The following is a 1,046-nucleotide window of genomic DNA, read 5'->3' on the forward strand; positions in this document are numbered from 1 at the left end:
AACAATGTCTCCGGCACGACGGGCATCGTGGCCACCAACAATGGCACGGGCACGGTCGGCGTCACTGCCACCGGCACGATCACCGGCACCCTCGCCGAGGGTATTGTGGCGACCGGCAACAATGCAGTGAGCGTAAGCGTCCTCGAGGCAGTGACCGGGGCGACCAACGGCCTGACCCTGATCGGCGGGACCGGCGGCGGCGGCGGCATCTCGGTGACCGGCGTCGGGGGCTTCGTCGGCGGGACCGGCGACGCGGCGAACATCCTCAACAACGGCGCCGGCACCCTCACCGTCGACATTGCGGGCGCGAGCAACTCCACCGGCGGCCATGGCATCTACGTTCGCGATACAGCCCTTGGCGGCGACATTGGCGTCACCACAGGTGCCGTGAGCGCGCTGGCCGGAACCGCAATCGACGTGCAGACCCGGTCGGAGACCAGCAATCTCGACGTGACGGCCAACGGCGCAATCGATGGCCGCAGCGGGATTTCCGCGGTAAACTTGGGCGGGGGCACGCTCACGGTGACGGCGGCTGGTCCGGTCACCGCGACTGGCGGCGGCAGTGGCGGCATCTTTGCGCAGGGCAGTGGCGGCAATATCAAGGTGACTGCGGGCGACGTCACCGCCACCGGGTTTGCAGGCATCACCGCCCAAATGGTCTTCGCAGCGACTGCGGCCACGGTCGATGTGACCACAGGCAATGTCTCTGGCACGAGGGGCATCGCCGCGACCACTGGCGGCACGGGCGCGATCACCGTCACCACGGCCGGCATGATCACCGGCACCCTCTCCGAGGGCATTCTGGCGGCCGGCGGCGGCGCAGTGACAGTGAATGCCGCCAACACGGTGACCGGCGCGACCGATGGCCTGGAGCTGATCGCCGGCACCGGCGGCGCTGGCGATATCTTGGTCACCGGCGCCGGCGGTTTCGCCGGCGGCAGCGGCGATGCAGCCAACATCCTCAACAATGGTTCCGGCACGGTCAGCGTCAACATCTCAGGCGCCAGCAGCTCGATGGCAGGCAAAGGCATTGTGGTGCGCGATAC

General features: G+C 68.4%; 1 pseudogene. It reads left to right on the forward strand.

What is annotated here, in order from left to right:
- Positions 1-1,046: pseudogene (locus EOA22_RS34900) on the forward strand (autotransporter outer membrane beta-barrel domain-containing protein); the annotation flags it as partial.

The organism is Mesorhizobium sp. M7A.F.Ca.US.014.04.1.1, from assembly GCF_003998745.1.
Classification (GTDB): Bacteria; Pseudomonadota; Alphaproteobacteria; order Rhizobiales; family Rhizobiaceae; genus Mesorhizobium; species Mesorhizobium ciceri.